General features: G+C 62.1%; 18 protein-coding genes. 12 read left to right on the forward strand and 6 right to left on the reverse strand.

Annotated elements, in window-relative coordinates:
- Positions 1–136: 136 nt before the first annotated feature.
- Positions 137–487, reverse strand: coding sequence for a helix-turn-helix domain-containing protein (locus AC4CWF_RS13545; RefSeq protein WP_491282170.1), 351 nt, complete (start codon positions 485–487; stop codon positions 137–139).
- Between the two features lie 6 nt (positions 488–493).
- On the reverse strand, positions 494–739 hold the full coding sequence (locus AC4CWF_RS13550; RefSeq protein ID WP_491282171.1) for a type II toxin-antitoxin system RelE family toxin: 246 nt from the start codon (positions 737–739) through the stop codon (positions 494–496).
- 95 nt (positions 740–834) lie between these two features.
- Here AC4CWF_RS13550 and betA point away from each other — a divergent pair, with 95 nt between their 5' ends.
- The 8 genes from betA to AC4CWF_RS13590 all read left to right on the forward strand — a co-directional run bounded on the left by betA (position 835) and on the right by AC4CWF_RS13590 (position 8,100).
- Entirely contained in the window at positions 835–2,490 is a 1,656-nt protein-coding gene (betA, locus tag AC4CWF_RS13555; RefSeq protein WP_491282172.1) for a choline dehydrogenase, read from the forward strand.
- A 98-nt stretch (positions 2,491–2,588) separates the two neighbouring features.
- On the forward strand, positions 2,589–3,038 hold the full coding sequence (locus tag AC4CWF_RS13560) for a helix-turn-helix domain-containing protein (protein ID WP_491282173.1): 450 nt from the start codon (positions 2,589–2,591) through the stop codon (positions 3,036–3,038).
- Positions 3,035–3,613 (forward strand): VapC50 family PIN domain-containing toxin, encoded by a 579-nt coding sequence (locus AC4CWF_RS13565; RefSeq protein ID WP_491282174.1) that lies wholly within the window; start codon positions 3,035–3,037, stop codon positions 3,611–3,613. Before AC4CWF_RS13560 ends, AC4CWF_RS13565 begins: the two co-directional genes overlap by 4 nt.
- Positions 3,614–3,696: 83 nt before the next feature.
- Entirely contained in the window at positions 3,697–4,248 is a 552-nt protein-coding gene (locus AC4CWF_RS13570; protein ID WP_491282175.1) for an RNA polymerase sigma factor, read from the forward strand.
- A gap of 10 nt (positions 4,249–4,258) precedes the next feature.
- Entirely contained in the window at positions 4,259–4,747 is a 489-nt protein-coding gene (locus AC4CWF_RS13575) for a hypothetical protein (RefSeq protein WP_491282176.1), read from the forward strand.
- Positions 4,744–5,193 carry a periplasmic heavy metal sensor gene (locus AC4CWF_RS13580; RefSeq protein WP_491282177.1) on the forward strand — a complete coding sequence of 150 codons (450 nt, stop codon included), beginning with the start codon at positions 4,744–4,746 and terminating at the stop codon, positions 5,191–5,193. The genes AC4CWF_RS13575 and AC4CWF_RS13580 overlap by 4 nt, the downstream gene beginning before the upstream one ends.
- A gap of 76 nt (positions 5,194–5,269) precedes the next feature.
- On the forward strand, positions 5,270–6,874 hold the full coding sequence (locus tag AC4CWF_RS13585; protein WP_491282178.1) for a DUF1800 domain-containing protein: 1,605 nt from the start codon (positions 5,270–5,272) through the stop codon (positions 6,872–6,874).
- Between the two features lie 2 nt (positions 6,875–6,876).
- Entirely contained in the window at positions 6,877–8,100 is a 1,224-nt protein-coding gene (locus AC4CWF_RS13590; protein ID WP_491282179.1) for a DUF1501 domain-containing protein, read from the forward strand.
- Between the two features lie 70 nt (positions 8,101–8,170).
- Here the strand turns inward: AC4CWF_RS13590 and AC4CWF_RS13595 are convergent, their stop codons facing one another.
- The 3 genes from AC4CWF_RS13595 to AC4CWF_RS13605 all read right to left on the reverse strand — a co-directional run bounded on the left by AC4CWF_RS13595 (position 8,171) and on the right by AC4CWF_RS13605 (position 9,659).
- Positions 8,171–8,596 (reverse strand): hypothetical protein, encoded by a 426-nt coding sequence (locus AC4CWF_RS13595; protein ID WP_491282180.1) that lies wholly within the window; start codon positions 8,594–8,596, stop codon positions 8,171–8,173.
- On the reverse strand, positions 8,593–8,847 hold the full coding sequence (locus tag AC4CWF_RS13600; protein WP_491282181.1) for a type II toxin-antitoxin system Phd/YefM family antitoxin: 255 nt from the start codon (positions 8,845–8,847) through the stop codon (positions 8,593–8,595). Before AC4CWF_RS13600 ends, AC4CWF_RS13595 begins: the two co-directional genes overlap by 4 nt.
- Before the next feature lie 251 nt (positions 8,848–9,098).
- Positions 9,099–9,659: a nucleotidyltransferase family protein gene (locus tag AC4CWF_RS13605; protein WP_491282182.1), complete on the reverse strand. Its 561-nt coding sequence runs from the start codon at positions 9,657–9,659 to the stop codon at positions 9,099–9,101.
- Positions 9,660–9,909: 250 nt separating this feature from the next.
- On the opposite strand from AC4CWF_RS13605, the gene AC4CWF_RS13610 reads away from it, so the two are divergent.
- The 4 genes from AC4CWF_RS13610 to AC4CWF_RS13625 all read left to right on the forward strand — a co-directional run bounded on the left by AC4CWF_RS13610 (position 9,910) and on the right by AC4CWF_RS13625 (position 14,499).
- A complete protein-coding gene (locus tag AC4CWF_RS13610) occupies positions 9,910–11,253 on the forward strand; it encodes a chloride channel protein (RefSeq protein WP_491282183.1) in 1,344 nt (447 codons plus the stop codon).
- A gap of 267 nt (positions 11,254–11,520) precedes the next feature.
- Complete coding sequence (locus AC4CWF_RS13615; protein ID WP_491282185.1) at positions 11,521–12,555, forward strand: TRAP transporter substrate-binding protein; 1,035 nt, start codon at positions 11,521–11,523, stop codon at positions 12,553–12,555.
- 94 nt (positions 12,556–12,649) lie between these two features.
- Positions 12,650–13,189 (forward strand): TRAP transporter small permease, encoded by a 540-nt coding sequence (locus AC4CWF_RS13620; protein ID WP_491282186.1) that lies wholly within the window; start codon positions 12,650–12,652, stop codon positions 13,187–13,189.
- Positions 13,189–14,499 (forward strand): TRAP transporter large permease, encoded by a 1,311-nt coding sequence (locus AC4CWF_RS13625; RefSeq protein ID WP_491282187.1) that lies wholly within the window; start codon positions 13,189–13,191, stop codon positions 14,497–14,499. The genes AC4CWF_RS13620 and AC4CWF_RS13625 overlap by 1 nt, the downstream gene beginning before the upstream one ends.
- Positions 14,500–14,574: 75 nt before the next feature.
- On the opposite strand, the gene AC4CWF_RS13630 is transcribed toward AC4CWF_RS13625, so the two are convergent.
- Entirely contained in the window at positions 14,575–15,825 is a 1,251-nt protein-coding gene (locus tag AC4CWF_RS13630; protein ID WP_491282188.1) for a phosphatidylglycerol lysyltransferase domain-containing protein, read from the reverse strand.
- Positions 15,826–15,928 lie beyond the last annotated feature (103 nt).

The following is a 15,928-nucleotide window of genomic DNA, read 5'->3' on the forward strand; positions in this document are numbered from 1 at the left end:
GCTGGGGAGAAGGGGAAAGGTGCCGCGGCACTCGCTGATGCCCCTCTCCCCTCGGGGAGAGGGTGGCCGAGCGCAGCGGAGGCCGGGTGAGGGGGCGGTGCGGCGGACACGGCCGCAGGCCAGCCTTGTACCCCCGTCACATCACAATATCATCCAGATCGACCTTCAGCGCAGCAGCAATGCGCTTCAGCACATCCACCGAACCGGTCTTCTTGCCACTCTCGATTTCCGACAGATACGGCTGCGAGATGCCGGCTGCCTCGGCCAGTTCGGAGACGGAGAGTTTTCGGTAGGTGCGGTAGGTGCGGATGCGGCTATCGGTTTCGGACAGTTCCATGACCAGCTCGAGCGGCCAGGTTTCTTCGCCTGCGGCAATGCGGGCCATGATGGCCTCGGCGTGAAGACCATCGACCAGATCCTCGTAGTCTTCCTCGCTCAGCAGAACATAGGACTTGCCGTCAATGGTCAGTTTCTGGATCTCACCCATATCAATCTAATCCTTGTAAATTCCGCCGCGCGGCCCTGCCTCGATGACGAAGATCACCCGCCCCTGCTCGTCAATAATCACGCGGTCATCGCCAACACGAATGCGATAGTAGCGGCTGTCTTTCATCTTCTTGATGTCGACCCGCTCGCCGCGCGCATAGGCCAGAAGTTTTGCATAGATGGCCGCTTGCCGCTTCGGCTGCATTCGATTGAGGCTGCGTGCCGCTTCTCGACTGACCACGACTTCCTTCATTCCGCCACCGTCGCCCAGAGCGATACCGCTGCGCCCAACTATAGCGCATCGCGATACGCCTGTCACTCGTTTCACTAAAACACCGGAACCCCAACATGACCCAGCAGGCAGATTTCGTCATCATCGGTTCCGGCTCCGCAGGGGCTGCCATGGCTTACCGGCTGTCGGAGGACGGGAAGCACACGGTCATCGTGCTGGAATTCGGCGGCTCCGATATCGGGCCCTTCGTGCAGATGCCGGCAGCGCTCGCCTATCCGATGAACATGGACCGCTATAACTGGGGTTACCTGTCGGAGCCTGAGCCGCATCTCAACAACCGGCGCATGATTGCCCCGCGCGGAAAAGTCGTCGGCGGCTCCTCCTCGATCAATGGCATGGTCTATGTGCGCGGCCATGCGGAAGATTTCAATCGCTGGGAGGAGATGGGCGCCCAGGGCTGGGCCTATGCGGATGTGCTGCCCTATTTCAAGCGCATGGAACATGCCCATGGTGGGGAAGACGGCTGGCGCGGCACGGATGGGCCGATGCATGTGCGCCGGGGTGCGGCCAAAAATCCGCTCTACAGCGCTTTCATCGAAGCTGGGCGTCAGGCCGGATTTCCGGTGACCGAGGATTATAACGGCAGCCACCAGGAAGGTTTTGGCCTGATGGAGCAGACGAGTTTTGCCGGCCGTCGCTGGTCCACCGCCAATGCCTATCTGAAGCCGGCGCTGAAACGGGAGAACTGCCGGCTGATCCGCTGTTTTGCCCGCAAGGTGGTGATGGAAGGCCGCCGCGCAGTCGGTGTCGAGGTAGAGATCGGCGGCAAGATCGAGGTCATCAGGGCCAACCGAGAGGTGATCGTCGCGGCATCCGCCTTCAACTCGCCAAAGATCCTGATGATTTCAGGCATCGGACCTGCAGCGCATCTGAAGGAGATGGGGATTTCCGTGGTGGCGGATCGGCCGGGCGTCGGGCAAAACCTGCAGGACCATCTCGAATATTACCACCAGTTCAAGTCAAAGCTGCCGATCACCCTGCATGCCAAGAACAACTGGTTCTGGAAGGGTGTGGTCGGGGCCGAATGGCTGTTCTTCAAGACCGGGCTTGGCACATCCAACCAGTTCGAGGCCGCCGCCTTCATCCGCTCGGCCGCCGGCGTCAAATGGCCCGATATTCAGTATCATTTTCTGCCGATTGCCGTGTCCTATGACGGCAAGTCGTCCGCCGAAGGCCATGGTTTCCAGGCCCATGTCGGCTACAACATGTCGAAATCGCGCGGCTCGGTGACGCTTCGCTCGCCGGATGTGAAGGACGCGCCGGTGCTGCGCTTCAACTACATGAGCGACCCCGAAGACTGGGTAAAATTCCGCCATGCCGTGCGCGTGACCCGCGAGATTTTTGCCCAGAAGGCGTTTGATCCCTACCGCGAAGCGGAAATGGCACCGGGGCCGAATGTCGAGACCGACGAAGAGATCGACGCGTTTCTGGCCGAGCATCTGGAAGGCGCCTACCACCCCTGCGGCACGGTGAGAATGGGCCGTTTCGATGATCCGATGGCGGTGGTCGATCCGCAGTGCCGGGTAATCGGTGTGGAGAACCTGCGCGTCGCCGATTCATCCATTTTCCCGCACGTCACCTATGGCAACCTCAACGGCCCCTCAATCATGACCGGCGAAAAAGCCGCCGACCACATCCTCGGCCGCGATCCGCTGCCCCGCAGCAATCAGGAGCCGTGGATCAACCCGCGCTGGCAGGTGAGTGACCGGTAGGCATCCATTTTCGTTTATTGCGATTGTTTCGTTTATTGCGTTTACCTGCCCGATTGATTACATTGACGATGTGACGAACGCTTTGAGAGGATCACATCATGCTGGCACGTCTGGAAGCGGGCAGCGAACCCGTTACGGAAACGGAAGCCGCGATTGCGCGCAAGGCAGCAGAAAGGCTGCGGCCTGTTGCTGAATCGCAGCAGGACATCACGATCCACATCGACGGCTCCAGGATCGCTGTGCCCCTGCCCGCGCGGGCTGTGGACCTGATGGTCACGGTGCTCGCAGCCATGGCAGACGGACACCCCATTTCCCTCGTCCCGCATCAGACAGAACTGTCGACACAGCAGGCGGCGGATTTCCTCAACGTCTCGCGTCCGTTTGTCGTCAAGCTGATTGATGAGGGCAAGCTGCCGGCGCGAATGGTGAACAGGCACCGCCGGATAAAATTTGCCGATCTCGTCGCGTTCGAGCAGGCATCCCAGGCGGACAGGATGAAGGCGCTGGCCGAGATGGCAAAAGAAGCGAGAGAGCTGGGGCTGGAGTGAAGTCGCCCTTCACTGTTTTCATTGACGCCAATGTATTTTTCGGAGCGAGACTGAGAAGCCTCGTTCTTTTTTTAGCTCAATCGAAAATGTTTCGGGCACGCTGGACCGATCGGGTTCACGAGGAATGGATGCGGAATGTTTCTGCGAAACGAAATATTCCGATAGACAAACTCGAACCAACCCGAACCATGATGGATCGCTCGGTGCTGAACTGTCTCGTTACAGATTACGAAATGCTGGAGAGTAGCTTCGACCTGCCGGACCCGGATGACCGCCACGTTCTTGCTGCCGCAGTGAAAACGCGGGCCGACAGGATTGTCACATTTAATGTCCGTGACTTTCCAAAGGACGTGGTGGAGCCGCTCGGCATCGAGATTTGTCATCCCGACGATTTCCTGATGGATCTCTTCGATATGTCGCAGACGCTGTTCATCGAATATGCGGGTCAGGACTTCCAACATTACAAAGCTCCCGCCATCTCCTTCGAGCACTATATCGAGGATCTGCGCAAGGCTGGCGTTCCGGAAACCGCAAAGCGGATGGAAGCCTTGAAAGAGCTGATCGACACGACATAAAAAATGTCCGATCAAGAACAGACAAGCGACGGATTTCCCCCAACGGCACGTTCAACAACCATGGCAGTAACAACCGGCACCCGATGACCGCCGATCCCGATGCAGATCTTGTCAAGGCCGTGGCGGCTGGCGATGCGGCGGCGATGCGAGCGATGGTGACAAAAAAGCTGCCGCGGATGCTGGCGCTGGCAACCCGCATGCTGGGCGATGCGGCCGAAGCCGAAGATGTGGCGCAGGAAACCTTTTTGCGCATCTGGAAACAGGCGGGAACCTGGCGGCAGGGGCGCGCGCGGTTTGACACCTGGGCGCACCGGGTGGCGCTGAACCTCTGTTACGATGCGCTGCGCAAGCGCCGCGACGTGCTGGTGGCTGAACCACCCGAGCAGGCCGATGACGCGCCTTTGCCGGATGACGGCGTTGCGGGCCGGGAAGCGGAAAGCCGGCGGGTGGAGCGCGCGCTGCAAACCATTGCGCCGCGCCAGCGCGAGGCGATCATCCTGGTCTATTACCAGGAGATGTCGAATATCGAGGCGGCCGAGGTGATGCAGGTGAGCGTCGATGCGCTGGAAAGCCTGCTGTCGCGGGGACGGCGCGCGTTGCAGGCCATCCTGAAGGGAGAAGACGATGACGAATGAGGCGCCCCCCATGATCCCGCCCCCTATGACCCCACAGGATATTTACGCCCTTGTTGATGCCTATGGCGCCGAAGAACGCCGCTGGCCGCAGGATAAAAGGGCCGCCGCCGCGCAGTTTGCCAGCACTCCGGAAGGGGCGGCCTATCTGGAAAACGCCGCCGGGCTGGACGCGCTGCTGTCGCGCTATCAGGCGCCGTCTCCTTCGCCAGCACTGGTGGCCCGTGTGCTGCCACAGGCAGCATTTGCCGCAGCCGGCCGGCGCGCAACCTTGCAAAAACGGCTGCGGGCTTGGTGGATGGGGGCAGGTCTTGTCGGCCTTGGCCTTGCTGGCGGATTGACGGGGGCGATTGCCGTTTCCGTCATCATGCCCGGCCAGCCGATGCCGTTTGGTGATGGTGGAATGTCAGGCGGGATATCCATTGGAATGGCCGGCAATGCCGATACCGCCTTCGGCACGGTATCCGGCGACAATGACGTGACGATCGGAACGATGCAATGAACGAGACGAGTTTTCGCCGGCTGACAGTCGGCCTTCTGCTGGCCAATACCTTTCTTCTTTGCGCGCTCGCTGGCGCCGGTGCCGTCTATCTCTCCGGCCGCAGTGCCGCCCCGCCGTCGCGCATGCCGCTTGCCGGCGAGCAATTGCCGGGTAACGTGCGGGCCGATTTCCAGAAGGCGCTGTCGGATGCCAGGCGCGAGGTGCGCCTCACCGTGCAGGAGGCGCGCCAGGCCCGTGTCGAGGCGGCAGCCCTGATGGGCAAGCCGGTTCTGGATGCACAGGCGCTTTCGGATGCGCTGGAGCGGGCGCGCGATGCGGAAATGGCCGTGCGTGCCGCCACCGAAAAGCGCGCGGTGGAATTTGCCCAAAATCTTTCGCTCGATGAGCGCCGCCGTCTGGCTGACGGACTGGTGCAGCGCGAGGCCCCGCGCCCCGCCACGAAATGATCACATTTGAAAACCGACGGATTGTTGCCGCTGCCCTCGTTGAAGGAGGGATAACGCAACGGAGTTCGGTTCCATCATGGCCAATCCCAGGGATATCGATGCAGCGCTTGCCCTCTGGCGTTTCGGGCTCGGCGCGCAAGAGGGCAGCATAAACGCCATCAAGGCAGACCCGCGTGATCTGCTGCGGCAGGAAATCGTCGAACAGGCGGTGCCGACCCCTGTCGGCGCGGACCTGCGTTCCCACGCGGACCTGCTGATCTCGCTCTACGAGTATAACGAGCAGGTGAAGGCCGAGCGCGAACGCCCGCAGCCGACACCGGTTTCCGCAAAGCCCGGCGATGCCGCCATGGCAACAGCCGGAGCTGCCATGGCAGGCGCCGGATCGACCCCACCCTCTGCCCCGGCCAAACCGGCAGCTGCCGGCATGCAAGGCGGCGGCAATGGAATGGGCGGCGCGGAGATGGGCTCGGGCGGAATGGGCGCGGGCAATGCTGCGGGCCAGAAAATGCCGGATGGCGGCGCGACAAAACCCGCCGCACAACAGGCCGACAGCGCCTCAAAACGTCCCTATCTGCCGCAGCAGATCCTGCTCGCCGAAGCGGACGCCCGCTTCAACGGCACCATTCACCAGCCGCTGATCGGCTTTGGCGAGCGGCTGGCGCAGTTCTGGGCCAATCACTTCTCGATTGCCACGTCCAAGGGCGGCGAGGTGCATATCCTTGCTGGCTGTTTCGAGCGCGAGGCCATCCGCCCGCATGTGTTTGGCCGTTTCGAGGACATGCTGGTGGCGGTGGAAACCCATCCGGCCATGCTGGTCTTTCTCGATAACCGCCAGTCCATCGGCCCCAATTCGCCCGCCAACAAAAACGGCAAGCGTGGCCTCAACGAAAACCTCGCCCGCGAAATCATGGAACTGCACACGCTCGGCGTCGGCAGCGGTTATAGCCAGGCTGATGTGACCTCGCTTGCCCGCATCATCACCGGCTGGACGGTGTTTCGCGATGAGAAAAAGCCGGGGCCGCAGGGCACGTTCGTCTTTAATACATACGCGCATGAACCGGGCGACCATGCGGTGATGGGCATAACCTACGCGGAAGGCGGCGAGGAACAGGGGCGCTCGGCGCTGCGCGATCTTGCCCGCCACCCCGCCACCGCCCGCCATCTCGCCACCAAGCTGGTCCGCCATTTCGTCGCCGATCAGCCGCCACCGGCGCTCGTGGCAAAGCTTGCCGCCGCCTATACCAAGACCGACGGCGATCTCTCGGCGGTCTATATGGCGCTGGTCGATGCCGAGGAGGCATGGAACCCGCAGCTCACAAAAATCCGAACGCCGCTGCAATATGTGACGGCCGTGCTGCGCACCACCGGCATCAAGCCCAAACCGCAGCAGGTGATTTCCGTGCTGAATGCGCTCGGCCAACCCTTGTGGAACCCGTCGGGGCCGAACGGTTTTTCCGATGTCAGCGACGCCTGGGCCTCATCCGAAGGCCTTGCCACCCGCATCGATGCGGCAAGCCTGTTTGCCGGTCAGGTGCCGGGTGCTGTCGATCCGCGCGCCTTTGCCGGCGACCGGTTCGGGCCGCTCCTCTCCGATGACACGCTGCAGGCGATCTCAAGGGCCGAAACGCGCCCGCAAGGTCTGTCCATCGCCTTCCTTTCCCCCGAATTCCAGAGGGCCTGATCATGCTGTGCGAAAACTTGAACCCCACCCGCCGCGCCGTCCTCGGCACATCAGGCGCGCTGTTTGCCTGGGCCTTCATGCCGCGTTTTGCCCATGCGGCGGGCGGGCGCGATCCGCGTTTCGTCACCATCATCCTGCGCGGCGCGCTGGATGGGCTGACGGCCGTGCCCCCGATCGGCGATCCCAATTATGCAAGCCTTCGCCAGCAGATCGCGCTGCGGCTGGATGGCGACAACCCGGCGCTGCCGCTCGACGGCTTTTTCGGGCTTCACCCTTCTATGCCAAAATTCCAGAAAATGTTTCAGGCGAAGGAGGCAGCCGTCGTCCATGCCAGCGCCACCGCCTATCGCGAGCGCTCGCATTTTGACGGGCAGGACGTGCTGGAATCCGGCTATTCGACCCCCGGCCATGTGGAAACCGGCTGGCTGAACCGCCTGCTGGAAGGCCTGCCGGCCGGCGAAAAGATCGCGCCCGGCGCCTCCGAGCGGGTGCGCGGCCTGTCGATTGGCGCCAATGCGCCGCTGGTCATCCGCGGCAAGGCGCCGGTGCTCGGCTGGGCGCCTTCGGTGCTGAAGGCAGCCGACGGCGATCTTGCCCCCCGTCTCGTCGATCTCTACGGCAAGACCGATCCGCTTTTGTCGGAACTGCTGAAGGAAGGCATCGAGACCGGCAAGATCGCTTCTGGGCTGGATGTGAAGGCGCGCGGCGGTCCGGGTGATCCGAACGGCATGGAACAGATGGCCCGCGGTGCCGCAAGGCTTCTGGCGCAACCGGATGGCCCGCGTGTGGCAGCGCTTGCCTTCGAAGGCTGGGACACCCATGCGCAGGAGACCGAGCGGCTGGCCAAGCTCCTGTCCGGCCTCGATAATTCGCTCGCCGCCTTCCGCGAGGAACTGGGGCCGGTGTGGAAGGATACCGCCATTGTGGTCGCCACCGAATTCGGACGCACCGCCCGTATCAACGGCACTGAAGGCACCGACCACGGCACCGGCACGACGGCGTTTCTGGCCGGCGGGGCGGTGGCCGGCGGCCGCGTCATCACCGACTGGCCGGGCTTGAAGGACAGCCAGCTCTTCGAAGCCCGCGATCTCGCCGCCACCACCGATATCCGCGCGGTGGTGAAGGGCATGGCGGTCGATCTCCTGGGCGCCAGCGCCGGCCACCTCGCCGACGTCGTTTTCCCCGGCTCGCAAGCCGTTCAGCCGATGAAGGGGCTGATCGTCTGACGGGAGACGTGCTGCCGGTCTCACTCCCTGCCCCGAGACCGGCAGCCGCTCGTCATCAGTGTTACCTGGTTCAGCGTCGTGTCGAGGGAATGCGCCCCTTCATCATGGCCTGATGAAGCCGGGCCTTGATCTTCTCGTAGAAGTCTTCAGGGATCATGCCGTAATCGAAGCGGTTCGGGTCAGACGGCAACGCGCGCAGATGAATGCCGGGCCACACGAACCGGTTCACCTCACTCACGCGCACCCAGTTAATCTCGTCATCCAGACCAAGCTGGCCCCGGAGTTCCGCAGGAACCTCGACGGAAAGCTCCTCCTCGCCGGGCTCGGGAGGCGAATGGGTGATGGGGACGACGATCGTGTCCTGGCTTTTTGAATGATAGAGAATGATGGCGCAGGGCCTGTCCTTGCGCCCGACAGTGCGCCCCTCGGCTTTTTCCTGATCCCAAAGGTAGTTGTAGCGGATGACAAGGCCGGGAACAGGGACCGGATAATTCACTCGGATGCTTTGCCGTATTCGGCACCCATGATCAGCGCCATGGTGTCGTCATCGATCTCGCTTGCGCGGATGACCTCGCGTTCGCGTTTCTTCATGTCCTGATAGTGCTCGAGTTCAGCCGCAGACAAGAAGGCGCCGATGGTGCGATTGTGCGCCGTGACCTCGATCACGCCCGCCGTCTGCACCTGCTCCCTGAACGTGGTGAACTTGCGGGCAAATTCTGTGGCCGAAACTTTCAAAGCCTGCGCCATGACCCCATCCATCTCTTTTTTGTAAAATACGCATTTTACAAGCGCACGTCAAGGACGAGAGGATGAGAGAGCCGCCTCCGCTGCGGCAACATCCCTTCTCCCCCCGGGGAGAAGGTGCCGGCAGGCGGATGAGGGGGCGGCTGGCGCCTACTGTGCCCCCTTCTGAAGCGCTCTCGACAAACATCATCTTCGTTTAAAAATCGCTGCTTTATAACGATATCACCGCGACGTCCGAACGTGTTGACGACGGATCATATTGCAACAGAAAGCCAGGGCCAGCGGGTTCTGTAATCCGCACATTTGCTGACGAACAAATCCTTCAGCGGATTATGGGGATTGATGCGCAGAATGCCGTTCCAGAGGTCGTTGAACCCGTGAGGGGCATAAACGGCACCATTCTCCAGATTGATCCCGACCTGCGTGCAGGTGATGAGAAAACGGTCAATCCCGCCTTCCACGCGTGTCAATGGCGGGCAGGCAGAACCGAATTTCTGCGCGTACCAGAGGTGAACACGCGCCTGATTTCTGATCTCGACTTTGTCTGCGAGATCGCCAAGCGTATCCCTTGCCTTTTGTATGACCGCGTCTTCCGCTTCCCACGACAGGTCGCCGGCGTCGAAATAGAAAATGTCATAGTCCTTGATGGCCCAATCCGGTTTGTTCCCGACCTTCAGGTTCCAGACCGTCTGAGCCAGGCAGCCGGCGGCAAGGGTGCCCTGCGGCAGTTCCAGGCTGGGGAGGCTCTCCAGAAGCCGACGGTTGACGGGATTTTTCCGGACATGCTCCACGAACTGCTGCTCAGAAAAGGGCATGGTTCCGCCGCCATTTCGTTCCCTAAATGTTCCGACCAACCTTCCATCGATTCATAGAATGTGGCAACGGGGCCGAACCTCCCATCACCAAGCGTCCGATGCAGTGACAGCGCCCTAGCCGATCCTTTCAACTCGCCTTTCCCCTTAAAATCCGCCCTATATTCCGCCTTGCTGCGCTAAAGGCTTGCATCCCCATGCCTCGGAGGGGTTAAAGGGGTCTGCCTTACCTGAAAAATTCCCCGAGCCTGCCATGCCCCTCTCCTATCGCAAGTCCAAAATGTTTCGTCGGTCGCGGGTCATGCGCGGGTCTTGGCGGGTGTGGAAGCCGCGGGTCGTGTTCTGGATCGGGGCGGTGGCGATCGGGGTGGTGAGCGTCGGTTTTGCCATGGCGGCTGATCAGGCGCAGCATCTGTTCAAGGCGCTGACGTCGGCGGGGCCTTATACCTTCCTGCTGCCGCTGCTTCTGACGCCGGCGGGTTTTGCGCTGAGTGCATGGATGGCGCTGTCGTGGTTTCCCAATGCACAAGGCAGCGGCATTCCGCAGGCGATTGCGGCCCGGCACCTGAGCCATGAGGCGGCACGCGGGGCATTGCTATCGCTGAAACTGGCCGTCGGAAAAATCCTGCTCACCCTTGTCGGCCTCTTCTGCGGCGCCTCCATCGGGCGCGAGGGACCGACCGTGCAGGTGGGGGCGGCCATCATGCTGGCCAGCGGGCGCATCGGCGGCATGGCGCAGGCCAAGGGGCTTATTCTCGCGGGCTCGGCGGCCGGCATTGCCGCTGCCTTCAACACGCCGCTTGCCGGCATCGTTTTTGCCATCGAGGAAATGAGCCGCAGTTTCGAATCCCGCGCCAACGGGCTGGTGCTCGCCGCCGTCATTCTGTCCGGACTTGCAGCGCTCGGGCTTGTCGGCAGCTATACCTATTTTGGCGAGACCTCGGTTGCCGCATCCGGCATGCGCGACTGGCTGCTGGTGCTTGCCTGCGGGCTTGCCGGCGGCGGGCTTGGCGCCTGCTTCAGCGCCGGGGCGCTCTCGGTAGCACGCCGCGTGCGCCGTTACGTGCAGCCGGCGCCGCTCAAGAAAACCGTGATGCTGGCTGCTATTTGTGGTCTGGCGGTTGCCGTCATCGGCATTATCTCCGGCGGTGAAACATTCGGCACCGGTTATGAACAGTCCCGCGCCATCCTGAACGGCGAGGCGCCCGGTCATTTCCTGTTTCTCGAAAAATTCGCCTCCACCTTCCTCTCCATGGCCTCTGGCATTCCAGGCGGCATCTTTGCGCCGTCGCTCACCGTCGGCGTCAGCCTTGGCGGAACGATCGCGGGCCTCATCGGCGGCAATATCGCGCTTGGGGCCATTCTCGGCATGGCCGGATATTTCGCCGGCGTCGTGCAGGCGCCGATGACCGCCTTCGTCATCATCATCGAAATGACCGGCAACCATGAAGCCGTCATCCCGATCATGGCGGCCTCGATGCTCGGTTACGTCACCTCGCGCATCCTTGCGCCGGAACCGCTCTATCACGGGCTGTCGCGCGCCTTTCTCGCGCAGGCGTTGCGCGCGCAGCGCAGCGAGCAACGCACGGCATCCTGAAAACCGGCGGGATGACGGCTGCTCCCTCGCAAGGCCAGCACAAACCAATGCGATGCATATCCGTTAAGTTATGAATGGCGTGATTGTTTTTATTTGCGCGGCCCGTTTGCTTCTGTAAGCATAACCAGCATGGGGGAAGGATGCGACCACGGAGGGGTCCGTCCGGTCCGGAACAGGGCGCGGCGCTCACCACGAGTGCCGAAAGCCGCCGGCAGGACAAGGCCGTGCCAGATTTCCCCTGACATTTCAGCGCGATTGGAGGAGATCATGTTGCGCAAGTTCCTTTTGGCCGGCCTGTCCGGTGCTGCCCTTTCCCTGATGCCGCTTTCGGCCTTTGCCGCCGAGGTGGTTCTGAAACTGCACCATTTCCTGCCGCCGCAGGCAACCATTCCTTCCAAGGTGCTCACACCCTGGGCCGAAAAGATCAAGGCGGATAGCGGCGGCCGCATGGAGGTGGAGATCTACCCGGCCATGCAGCTGGGCGGCAAACCCGGCGAAATCGTCGATCAGGTCAAGGACGGCGTCGTCGACATGGGCTGGACGCTGATCGGTTATACACCCGGCCGCTTCCCGAAATCGGAGGCGTTCGAGCTGCCCTTCATGGTAACAACAGGTGAGGCAACCTCGCTTGCCTTCAACGATTATTACGAAAAACACCTGAAGGACGAGTTCAAGGATTTCCATGTTCTGGCCGTCCACACGCACGGCCCCGGCCTGCTGCACACGATTGCCGCAAAGCCGATCAAGTCTCTCGCCGACATGAAGGGTTTGAAGCTGCGCGGCACCTCCAAGGTGGTCAACCAGATGCTGGAAGCCATGGGGGCGTCTGCCATCGGCATGCCGGTAACGACGGTTCCGGAATCGCTGTCGAAGAGCGTCATCGATGGCACCGTGGTTCCGTGGGAAGTGACGCCCTCGATCAAGATCGCCGAACTTGCGCCCAACCACACGGCCTTTGCCAGCAAGACCGGCCTTTATACGGGCGCCTTCATCTTTGCCATGAACAAGGACAGCTATGAGGCGCTGCCGGCAGACCTGAAGAAGGTGATCGACGACAATTCCGGTGCCGCCCTTGCCGCCAAGTTCGGCGCTGCGATGGATGCAGGCGATGTGCGCGGCAAGGAACTGGCCGACAAGGCCGGCAACACCACCTATGTGCTGGACGAGGCCGAGACCAATCGCTGGAAGGCGCTGGGCGACAAGGTGACGAAAAACTGGGTGGCCGAGATGGATGGCAAGGGCCTTGATGGCACCACGCTTTACAAGGATGCCATCTCGATGATCGAGAAGCACACCAAGTAATTTTGCAAGCACTGCCCCTGTCCAGGCACCGCCGGCGGTCGCCTGGACAGGCGTTTTCAAGATCATGTCTTTTTCAGAATCAAGGATGTCTCTGATGGCAACCGAAAAACCGACTGCGTTCGATGGGCTGGAGCGCGCGGCAAATCTTTTGGCCGGCGTTTTCGTCGGCTTCGGCGGGCTCTGCCTCGTCGCCGCCTGTACACTGACCGGCCTTTCCATTCTGGGCTCGCTGACGATCCGGCCGATCCCCGGCGAAATCGAGCTTGTGGAAGCACTGTGCGGCCTTGCCGTTTTCGCCTTTTTGCCGTTCTGCCAGTTGCGGCGCGGCCATGTCGGCGTCGATATCCTGATCGCCGCCTTCGGGCCGAAGGCGATGAACGTCACGCAGCTGATTGGCGACATCATCATCGCCGTGCTCTTTGGCCTGCTCACCTGGCGCCACGGCGTTGGCCTCATGGACAAGTTCGGCAATGGCGAAACCACGCCGCTTTTGCTGCTGCCGGTCTGGTGGGGCTTTGCCGCTGCCATGGTCCTGCTTGTCGTCAACGTGTTGATTTGTCTTTTCGTCATTCTGGCGGACCTGCGCGATATCCGCCGCGGCCAAGCCATTGTCGCCTCCATGGGAGCCCATTGATGAGCAGTATTGAAATCGGGCTCTGGTCGTTTCCAGTCCTTATCCTGTTGATTTTTTTGCGCGTGCCGATTGCCGCCGCCATGCTCGGCACGGGCATTGTCGGCACCTATCTGGTGCTTGGCAAATGGGTGCCGATCCTGTCGCAGCTGAAATCCATCGCCTGGACAACGAACGCCAACTATTCCCTGTCGATCATTCCGCTGTTCCTGCTGATGGGCCAGTTTGCCGCACGCGGCGGCATGAGCCAGGCGCTGTTTAATGCCGCCGCCGCCTTCGTCGGCCACCGCAAGGGCGGTGTTGCCATGGCAGCGGTGGGTGCCAGCGCCGGCTTCGGCTCCATCTGCGGCTCGTCACTGGCAACCGCTGCCACGATGGCGCAGGTCGCTTTGCCGGAACTGCGCCGCCACGGTTATGCCGGTGGCCTCTCCACCGCAGCCCTTGCTGCCGGCGGCACGCTCGGCATCCTCATCCCGCCCTCCGTCGTGCTCGTGATCTATGCGATCCTTGCCGAACAGAACATCGCAAAGCTGTTTCTCGCCGCCTTCGTGCCCGGCATCATCGCGGCGATCTCCTATCTCATCGTCATCGCCATCTATGTGCGGGTGAAACCTGAAAGCGCCGGACAGGCGCCGCGCGTGCCCTGGGCCGAGCGGGTGCCGGCGCTCCTGGCCGTCTGGCCGGTCGCGACAATCTTCTTCCTTGTCGTCGGCGGCATCTATCTCGGCTGGTTCACGCCAACACAGGCAGCCGCTGTCGGGGCAGCCGGTGCAGGCCTCGTTGCCTGGAAAAATGGCGGGCTGGATCGCGCATCGCTTCTCGCCTGCTTCAAGGAAACCGCTGTTTCTACCGGCATGATCTTCTTCATCGTGCTCGGCGCCTCCGTGTTCAACTCGTTCCTTGCCTTCTCGCGCCTGCCGCAGATGGGCGCCGAATGGGTAACCGCGCAAGGGTTTGCGCCGATGACGGTGCTCATCATCATCCTCGCGCTCTACATCATCTTCGGCTGCATCATGGATTCGCTGTCGATGATCGTGCTCACCATCCCGATCTTTTTCCCGATCGTGACGGCGATGGATTTCGGGCTTTCACCGGAGCACTTTGCCATCTGGTTCGGCATTCTCGTGCTGATGGTGGCCGAGATCGGCATGATCACACCACCTGTCGGACTCAATCTCTTCATCATCTCCGCGATGTCGCGAGAGGTGCCGGTGCGCGATACCTACCGGGGCATCGTGCCCTTCGTCACCGCCGACCTCTTGCGCATCATCCTCCTCACGGCCTTCCCGATCATCTCGATCTTTCTGGTGTGACAGGGATTTTTGCCTCGAAAAAACGGCCAGTCCCTGCGGCAAGCATGGGCTGGCCGCTTTCGATTCCGTTACCTCTTACCGGCGCAGCATGTTCCTCAGCCCGCCGCCGATCAGCATGGTGACATCGTAGAGCGAGCCGATGGGTACGCCTGCGCCGACGGCAAGATAACGCGGTTGCCAGGCGGGATCGAACTTCGACTTGAACGACAGGACGCCCTGGAAATTGTAGAACCGTTCGCCGTGGCAGAAGATCCGGCGGCCGATGTGGTTCCAGAGCGGTGCTGCGTGGTGGTCGCTGAGGCCGGCAAGAGGCGCCATGCCGAGGTTCATCGTCGTAAAGCCTGCGCTTTTCAGGCTCTCCATCGTGCGCACGAACAAAAGATCCATCAGGCCGCGATGCGTGCCGGGCACATGGCGCATCAGGTCGATGAAGGCTTCCCGGCCGTTATCAGCCGTCAGGATATTGGCAAATGCCACGATGCGGCCTTCGATGCGCACGACGGCCACCGGACTTGCCGCCACATAGGCCGGCTGGAAGGTGCCGAGCGAAAAGCCCTTTTCGCCGGCATTGTGGGCGGCAAGCCATTGCCGCGAGACCGAAAAAAGCTCGTCCAGCACGGCCGGCACATCGCAGGGCTGCAGCAGGGAAAATTCCAGGCCGTCGCGCTCGGCGCGGTTGATCGAGCGGCGCAATTTTAGCCAGGCGCCGCCCTTCAGGTCGAAGCGCGTCAGGTCCACCGCCGCCTGTTCGCCAAGCTTGTAGGGTTTCAGCCGCGCATCGACGGCTGCCGGCAAAAATTCCGGCGAGACCTGGTAGAACACCGGGCGGCAGCCATCGGCGCGGGCCGCATCCATGAATTTCATCACCAGCCCCGGCCATTTTTCACGTGGACCAACCGGGTCGAACAGCGCCACCCAGGAGCGGTTGTGGCGGGCATACATGATGAAAGCCTCGCGGTCTTCGCAAAACAGCACATGTTTGTCGCCCAGCCGCACGAGGCCTGCGCTGGCATTGGGATGGCGCGCGACAATCTCGGCAGCGCGGGCAAGATCCTCGGACGCCGGGCGGCACCGGACCTGCGGGGCCGGGCGCAGGATGCGCCGCCCCGCCCATGCGCCGGCCACCAGCGTCAGCGACAGCGTCGAACCGGTCCCCTCCGGCATGGGAATGCCGAGCCACAGAGGCAGGGCAAGCACCCCCTCCTCCAGAAAAACATCCGCCAGCGCACAGGCTGTAAAGACGAGAAGACAGGCAAAACCGAAGGTGGGGCGGCCCGGCCGCACGCTGAGCAGCAGCGCGGCAAAGGCCAGCAGCCGGGCGGTCATGCTGCGGGGTCCCCCGTCCGCTTCCCCCCGCGCACCAAAGTGCCGTCGCACCGGCATGGGCATCTGCCGGTCGGTCAGGTCGTCGCCAACTCGCATCATCGTC

Source organism: Neorhizobium sp. PAMB6630 (genome assembly GCF_058242775.1).

Bases quoted from the DNA above. Each gene is read 5' to 3' on its own strand.
- AC4CWF_RS13550 (WP_491282171.1), bottom strand. From the start codon at position 739: ATGAAGGAAGTCGTGGTCAGTCGAGAAGCGGCACGCAGCCTCAATCGA.
- AC4CWF_RS13545 (WP_491282170.1), bottom strand. From the start codon at position 487: ATGGGTGAGATCCAGAAACTGACCATTGACGGCAAGTCCTATGTTCTG.
- AC4CWF_RS13630 (WP_491282188.1), bottom strand. From the start codon at position 15,825: ATGACCGCCCGGCTGCTGGCCTTTGCCGCGCTGCTGCTCAGCGTGCGG.
- AC4CWF_RS13610 (WP_491282183.1), top strand. From the start codon at position 9,910: ATGCCCCTCTCCTATCGCAAGTCCAAAATGTTTCGTCGGTCGCGGGTC.
- AC4CWF_RS13615 (WP_491282185.1), top strand. From the start codon at position 11,521: ATGTTGCGCAAGTTCCTTTTGGCCGGCCTGTCCGGTGCTGCCCTTTCC.
- betA (WP_491282172.1), top strand. From the start codon at position 835: ATGACCCAGCAGGCAGATTTCGTCATCATCGGTTCCGGCTCCGCAGGG.
- AC4CWF_RS13590 (WP_491282179.1), top strand. From the start codon at position 6,877: ATGCTGTGCGAAAACTTGAACCCCACCCGCCGCGCCGTCCTCGGCACA.
- AC4CWF_RS13605 (WP_491282182.1), bottom strand. From the start codon at position 9,659: ATGCCCTTTTCTGAGCAGCAGTTCGTGGAGCATGTCCGGAAAAATCCC.
- AC4CWF_RS13620 (WP_491282186.1), top strand. From the start codon at position 12,650: ATGGCAACCGAAAAACCGACTGCGTTCGATGGGCTGGAGCGCGCGGCA.
- AC4CWF_RS13580 (WP_491282177.1), top strand. From the start codon at position 4,744: ATGAACGAGACGAGTTTTCGCCGGCTGACAGTCGGCCTTCTGCTGGCC.
- AC4CWF_RS13625 (WP_491282187.1), top strand. From the start codon at position 13,189: ATGAGCAGTATTGAAATCGGGCTCTGGTCGTTTCCAGTCCTTATCCTG.
- AC4CWF_RS13585 (WP_491282178.1), top strand. From the start codon at position 5,270: ATGGCCAATCCCAGGGATATCGATGCAGCGCTTGCCCTCTGGCGTTTC.
- AC4CWF_RS13600 (WP_491282181.1), bottom strand. From the start codon at position 8,847: ATGGCGCAGGCTTTGAAAGTTTCGGCCACAGAATTTGCCCGCAAGTTC.
- AC4CWF_RS13570 (WP_491282175.1), top strand. From the start codon at position 3,697: ATGACCGCCGATCCCGATGCAGATCTTGTCAAGGCCGTGGCGGCTGGC.
- AC4CWF_RS13560 (WP_491282173.1), top strand. From the start codon at position 2,589: ATGCTGGCACGTCTGGAAGCGGGCAGCGAACCCGTTACGGAAACGGAA.
- AC4CWF_RS13575 (WP_491282176.1), top strand. From the start codon at position 4,259: ATGATCCCGCCCCCTATGACCCCACAGGATATTTACGCCCTTGTTGAT.